Genomic DNA, 5913 nt, shown 5'->3' on the forward strand with positions numbered 1-5913 from the left:
GATCAGGCCCGCGCCACGGCCCGCCACGGCCATCAGGCCCTGCGCCGCAGCCGTCAGGCCCCGCGCCGCAGCGTCAGGCCTGCGCCACGGCCGGGTCCGTTCAGGCCTGGGTGGTGTGCACGACGGGCAGGCACGGTTGACCGAAGCGCACGTCCCGCGCCGTGGGGGGCAGCGCGGCGAACATCCGGCCGTGGTGCTCGCGGGCCCGTCGGGTGCCGGCGGGCCCGACCAGGTTGGTGTCGACGAGCTCGCCCGCCACGACGATCGACTGGAGCAGCTCACGGTCCCGCGACTCGCCGGCCCGGAACCCGGGGTCCGCCCCTGTCACCGGTGCGGTGGCGAAGGCCGAGCCGGCGGAGGGGACACCGGCTGTCAGCGCCGCAGCCGCAGCGGTGGAAACGGCGGCGGTGGGCCCCACGGCGGAAGGCGCCGCAGTGGCCATGGAGGCGGCGGAAGCAGGAGAGGCGGCGGAAGCGGGAGAGACGGCGGTGCCCGTAGCGGCGGGCAAGGCGGCGGAGGCGGCGGAGGCGGCGGAGGCGGGCGAGGCGGCGGGGAGGACGACGTCGGCGACGGCGCGGCCGCTGGGGTCGTGGCGGCGCACGACCCGCTTACGGCCCCCGCGGCTGGACTTGCCCACCGACTTCTTGGCAACGGCGACACCGTCGACCTCGACGAGCTTGTAGACGAACCCGGCGGTCGGCGCCCCGGACCCGGTGACCAGGCTGGTTCCGATGCCATAGCCGTCCACGGGCGCCTCGCCCAACCGGGCGATGGCGTGCTCGTCCAGATCCCCGGTGGCGATGATCCGGGTGCCGGGCGCGCCGAGCGCGTCGAGTTGTGCCCGGGCGGCCGTGGCCAGCCCACCCAGGTCACCGCTGTCGATCCGGATGGCGCCGAGCTCCGGCCCGGCGGCGGCCACCGCCGCGGCGATGCCCGCGGGGACGTCGTAGGTGTCGACGAGCAGCGTCGTGTCGCGGCCCAGGGCGGCCACCTGGGCGGCGAACGCCTCGGCCTCGGTGGGATGGACGAGGGTGAACGCGTGCGCGCTGGTCCCCACGCTGGGCACGGCGTAGGTCCGGGCCGCCTCCAGGTTGGAGCTGGCCGCAAAGCCCACCAGGTAGGCAGCCCGCGCGGCCGCGACGGCTGCCGCCTCGTGGGTGCGCCGCGAGCCCATCTCCAGGCAGGGCCGCGAGCCGGCCGCGGCGACCATCCGGGCGCCGGCCGCGGCGATTGCGCTGTCGTGGTTGAGGATCGACAGCACGAGCGTCTCCAGCAGCACCGATTCGGCGAACGTCCCCTCGACGGCGAGGACCGGCGCGCCGGGGAAGAACGGCTCGCCCTCGGCGAAGGCACGGATGTCGCCGCGGAAGCGGTAGTCGGCCAGCCAGACCGCGGTGTCGTCGTCGACCACGCCGGCGGCGCGCAGCGCGGCGAGCTCGGGCGGGGCGAAGCGGAAGTCCGCCAGGGCGTCGAGCAGCCGGCCGGTACCGGCAAACACGCCGAAGCGGCGGCCGGGCGGCAGCGAACGGGTGAAGACCTCGAAGACCACGCGACGGTTGGCCGCCCCGGAGCGGAGCGCCGCCCGCAGCATGGTCAACTCATAGTGATCGGTCATAAGTGCCGTGGACATCCGGAACAGGCTAGGGACGCGCCCGTCGAGATGCGCGCCTCTCGCCATCCCGGGGGCGGCGCAAGGGGATGGGTTCGCCGTGCCGGGAGGTGTGTTGGTCCAGCGGTGGGGCGGGCGCAATCCTGCATGATGTCCCTCACACCTTGCCGCCCCATGCCGCCAGCGACCGGGAGTGCCTCGACGTGACGACGCCCGCGACCGACCTCGCGCCGGCCGGGTGTGTGCCCCGGATGGCGCGGTTCGCGGGCGATCGGCGGCATTTGGACGGGACCTCGGTAGTCGTCCGACGCCGTCATGCGATCGTCTTGAGCGTGGACCAGAGTAATGCCGGCATCTTCATCGTCGTGGTCGGCGGCGCGTTGCTCGCTCTGCTCGTACTCGGCGGTCGAGCCGGCCGGAGCATCGGCCGCGAGGTGTGGAGCCGCATCGGCTTCTTCCGCTGGATACTCGTCGCGATCATTATCGTGGTCATCCTCGATCTGTCCGACGGGTTGCCCAACCAATGAACGCCGGGATGGCGGGAACAGCACCGCATAACGCAAGGCAGCGAAGACGTTGCAGGACGCCACCGGGCCACCTCCGTATGGGGTGGTCGATTTATGTCACTGCGCTCCCAGATGCCCGACTCGTTATGCTCACTTCGCGTAACACGATTGTCGGACGAGAGGACAGCGGGTGACTGGTCACACCTGGCTCTGGACGCCGCCGCGGGCCACTCCAGCCAGCGTCGGCGTCGGCCAGCTCCTGAGGGCTTACCGGCAGGCCCACGGCCTGACGCAGCAGCAACTCGCCGATCGGCTTGGCTTCGACCAGTCGTACGTCTCCAAGGTGGAAAGCGGCCGTCGGGCCATCCACGACATCTCCACGCTGCGCCACATCGCCCGAAACCTCGCGCTGTCCCCGGAGGACGTGGGCCTGGCGCCCGGCGCGATGGCGGACCGCCGACGGGACAGCGGCCCACGCAGTCCCGCGGCCGAACAGGTCGCCGCCAGCCAGCGCGCCTGGCGGCTGACCCGGGACCACCTCAACCACCACCGGATCAGCCTGGCCCGGGCCGCGGTGCGGCTCTACCCGGAGACCGACCGGCTCGGCAGTGGGCTGCTGGCCCGCCCGGGCTGGGTCTGGGACCGGCCGGTGGACATCGACGAGGTCGCCCTGCACTGGCAGGACAAGGTCGAACCGCCGCTGATCCGCGGGGACGAGCCGGAGACCGCCGGCAGCCGCCCGCTGCTCGGCGGCGGCAGCGCGCAGACCCGGTACCAGCGCTACACCCGGGCGATGCGCGACCTCGACCGGCCGACGCTGTTCGAGAACCGGCTGAGCTTCCGGCTGATGGACATCGGCGGCGACGGCACGGCGCCGGCATCGGCGGACAACCGCCCGACGCTGAACTTCGGCCACACGACCTACTTCGACGCCGTCGACGTGTGCGAGACGGTGGCGCACGAGGCGGCCGCCGCGATGGCCGGCACCGGGCTGTCCTGGCCGGCGCTGCCGTTCCGGGCGCGCATCGGCAACCCGTTCGACTTCGGCCGCCGGGTGGCCCTGCCGTCGATCAACACCCTGACGATCCGGCACGATCGGGGCGGTCAGGCGAGTTTCTTCCTGCATCGGCGCAGTGCGGGCTCGGTGGCGACCGCGGGCGGGGTCTACCACGTGATCCCCGCCGGGGTGTTCCAGCCGTCGGGGATCACCGCGTTCCACCACGAGGCCGACTTCGACCTGTGGCGCAACATCATGCGAGAACTCAGCGAGGAGCTGCTCGGCAACCCCGAGCACGACGGCAGCTCGTCCAGCCCGATCGACTACGACGCCGACGAGCCGTTCCGCTCCTTCGAGCAGGCCCGGCGGGCGGGCTCGGTGCGGGTGTCGTACTTCGGCATCGGCCTCGACGCGTTGACCTTGTTCGGCGAGATACTCACCGTCGTGGTCATTGATGCGGACGCCTTCGACAAGCTGTTCGGCGGGATGGTCCAGAGCAACGCCGAGGGCTCCGTCGTCACGGCCGGCCCCAACCGGGCGGTGACCGAGGGCATCCCGTTCACCCACACCGCGCTGCGCCGTCTCGTCGACACCGAGCCCATCGCTCCGTCGGCGGCGGCGTGCCTCGAGCTCGCCTGGCGCCACCGCGAGACGTTGCTGCCCGGCGTCCGCGCCCGGACGGCGTCCTGATCCGGGACATGCGCGTTCTGATCACCGGTGCGTCCGGCTTCATCGGCGGAGTGGTCACGGACGCCCTCGCGGCCGACGGCCACGCGGTGACCGCGATGGTGCGCGACCACTCCTCGGCGCCGGTCTTCGCCCCCGGCGTCGAGGTCGTGGCCGCGGACCTGCTCGACCCGCAGCAGCTCGCCGCGGCGGGGGTGGACCGGGGCTTCGACGGGGTGTGCCATCTCGCGGCCCTGACCCGGGTCCGGGAGTCGCGGATGGCTCCCCTGCGCTACTTCCAGGCCAACCTCACGGGCACCGTCAACCTGCTCACGGCGCTGGAGATCGGCACGGAGCGGTCCGGGGTCGCACCCGCGTTCGTGTTCGGCTCGAGCTGCGCCGTCTACGGCGACGTCGATCTGACCGGCGTCCCGGAAAGCCGCCCGCCGGACCCGTCGAACCCCTACGGCGCGTCCAAGCTCGCCGCCGAGCGCCTGCTGAGCCACCAGGCCGGCACCGGCCTGGTGGGGGCGGTCATCCTGCGCTCGTTCAACGTCGCGGGCGCCGTCGACGGGCACTTCGACCGGGACGACAGCCGGATCATCCCGGCGGCGATCGCGGTGGCGAGCGGGCGCCGCGACGTCTTCCGCGTCAACGGGGACGGGCAGGCACTGCGGGAGTACGTCCACGTCGGGGACATGGCGGCCGCCTACCAGGCGGCGCTGACGGCGGCCACGCCGGGACGCTGCTCGGTGTTCAACGTGGGCAGCGGCATCGGGGTGAGCATCATCGACGTGCTGGCGGCGGTCGGTCGGGCCAGCGGGCGCCCGGTGCGGCGCATCCACTGCCCACCCGTCCCCGAGCCCAAGGCGCTCATCGGGGACAGTCGGCGGATCCGCACCGAGCTGGCCTGGGGCTCGCCCCGGTCGGGCATCGACCAGATCGTCTCGGACGCCTGGCGGTTCGGCCGGGCGTCCGGCGGGACCGGCGTGACGCCGCGCCAGCGCAACGTCCCGATCATCACCTGACGCCGCCCGGCAGCACCGACATGCCCACCGTCACCGCCTGTCCACCGTCACCGCCTGCCAGGCGTGGCCGGCCTGCCCGCCGGCCGGCGTCGGCTCAGGTCGGACATCCCCCGGACTACCGCCCACCGTGCACACCCCGTAACCTGTAGCGAAGTATGACCTCCGGGCCCGACACCAGCGCTTCTGGCGCGGCCGGCCCGGGCGCACATCCCGGACGATCGGGTTCGGCGAACTGGTCGGACCGACCGGTCCGTTCCGCCGGCAGGCAGTTCCGACCCGCGCGACGATGGATCCTGACAGGCTTTCCCGACCCCGAAGGGCTGGCTGTGATGGTGGCGGACCGACACCTGGGCCTGCGGCCCTGTCACGTCTACGACTACGACGGCGAGTACCTGGGCTCCTTCACGAGCTGGTCGGCGGCGCACGAGTGGGCTCACCTCCAGGCCGCGATGGGAGGCGTCCCCGGGCCGTTGGAGGTCGAGGACCGGCAGCTCGGGCAGCGTCGGCGCGTCTGGGTGGACCGCTGCGCGGACCTGCTCGCCGTGCCGCCGGCAGCGACCGAGACGCCGGCAGCGACCGAGAGGCCAGCAGTGACTGAGAGGCCAGCGGAGGCCACCCACGCCCCGCGGGCCGGCGATGCCGGGCCCGGCGCGATCCACCGGGACCACGGCGCGGGCAGCGGTCCCGCCGCCGAGCACGGCGCGATCGTCGCGGCACTCGGCGCCGCCGTGCTCTGCGACGTCCTCGACGCCCCGACCGTCATCCCCGCGCAACCCCGCCGATCGGACTGATCCGCGCCGACCCGGTCCGCCCGCGGGCCCCATCCCACGGGCGGGCCCCGTCCCACGGGCGCTGATCGGAAACCATCGGTTCCGTCGGGGCGGCCCAGAAACGCCGCCGATAGCCCGAAAGGGCGGCTGCCCAGCACGAGAAACCCAACACATCATCATCGCCCGCGGACGGGCGGGCCGGTCGGCGGGCGGGTCCGCCCACCGGCCCGAATCCCGGGGGGCGGCCGGCAGGTGCGGGACAGGCCGTTGGTCCGGCCCGGACCGCGGCGATCCGGCCTGGTCGCGTCGGGTGGCACCCCCCGCGGCGCCGCCCGGA

Annotated in this window: 5 protein-coding genes; 4 read left to right on the forward strand and 1 reads right to left on the reverse strand. The window is 73.6% G+C overall.

The window, feature by feature from the left end:
- Positions 1-100: 100 nt before the first annotated feature.
- Positions 101-1678 (reverse strand): nicotinate phosphoribosyltransferase, encoded by a 1578-nt coding sequence (locus ND748_RS22975; protein ID WP_251748037.1) that lies wholly within the window; start codon positions 1676-1678, stop codon positions 101-103.
- Positions 1679-1941: 263 nt separating this feature from the next.
- Between ND748_RS22975 and ND748_RS22980 the strand changes: the two genes are divergently transcribed.
- The 4 genes from ND748_RS22980 to ND748_RS22995 all read left to right on the forward strand — a co-directional run bounded on the left by ND748_RS22980 (position 1942) and on the right by ND748_RS22995 (position 5597).
- Complete coding sequence (locus tag ND748_RS22980; protein WP_251748038.1) at positions 1942-2136, forward strand: hypothetical protein; 195 nt, start codon at positions 1942-1944, stop codon at positions 2134-2136.
- A 169-nt stretch (positions 2137-2305) separates the two neighbouring features.
- The gene (locus ND748_RS22985) at positions 2306-3802 is read left to right on the forward strand and encodes a helix-turn-helix transcriptional regulator (RefSeq protein WP_251748039.1); all 1497 of its coding nucleotides are present in this window, start codon (positions 2306-2308) and stop codon (positions 3800-3802) included.
- Between the two features lie 8 nt (positions 3803-3810).
- On the forward strand, positions 3811-4806 hold the full coding sequence (locus tag ND748_RS22990) for an NAD-dependent epimerase/dehydratase family protein (protein ID WP_251748040.1): 996 nt from the start codon (positions 3811-3813) through the stop codon (positions 4804-4806).
- 329 nt (positions 4807-5135) lie between these two features.
- Positions 5136-5597 carry a hypothetical protein gene (locus ND748_RS22995; RefSeq protein WP_251748041.1) on the forward strand — a complete coding sequence of 154 codons (462 nt, stop codon included), beginning with the start codon at positions 5136-5138 and terminating at the stop codon, positions 5595-5597.
- The last annotated feature ends 316 nt before the right edge of the window (positions 5598-5913 follow it).

The organism is Frankia sp. AiPs1, assembly GCF_023716945.1.
In the GTDB taxonomy this organism is placed as follows: Bacteria; Actinomycetota; Actinomycetes; order Frankiales; family Frankiaceae; genus Frankia.

Bases quoted from the DNA above. Each gene is read 5' to 3' on its own strand.
- ND748_RS22975 (WP_251748037.1), bottom strand. From the start codon at position 1,678: ATGGCGAGAGGCGCGCATCTCGACGGGCGCGTCCCTAGCCTGTTCCGG.
- ND748_RS22990 (WP_251748040.1), top strand. From the start codon at position 3,811: ATGCGCGTTCTGATCACCGGTGCGTCCGGCTTCATCGGCGGAGTGGTC.
- ND748_RS22995 (WP_251748041.1), top strand. From the start codon at position 5,136: ATGGTGGCGGACCGACACCTGGGCCTGCGGCCCTGTCACGTCTACGAC.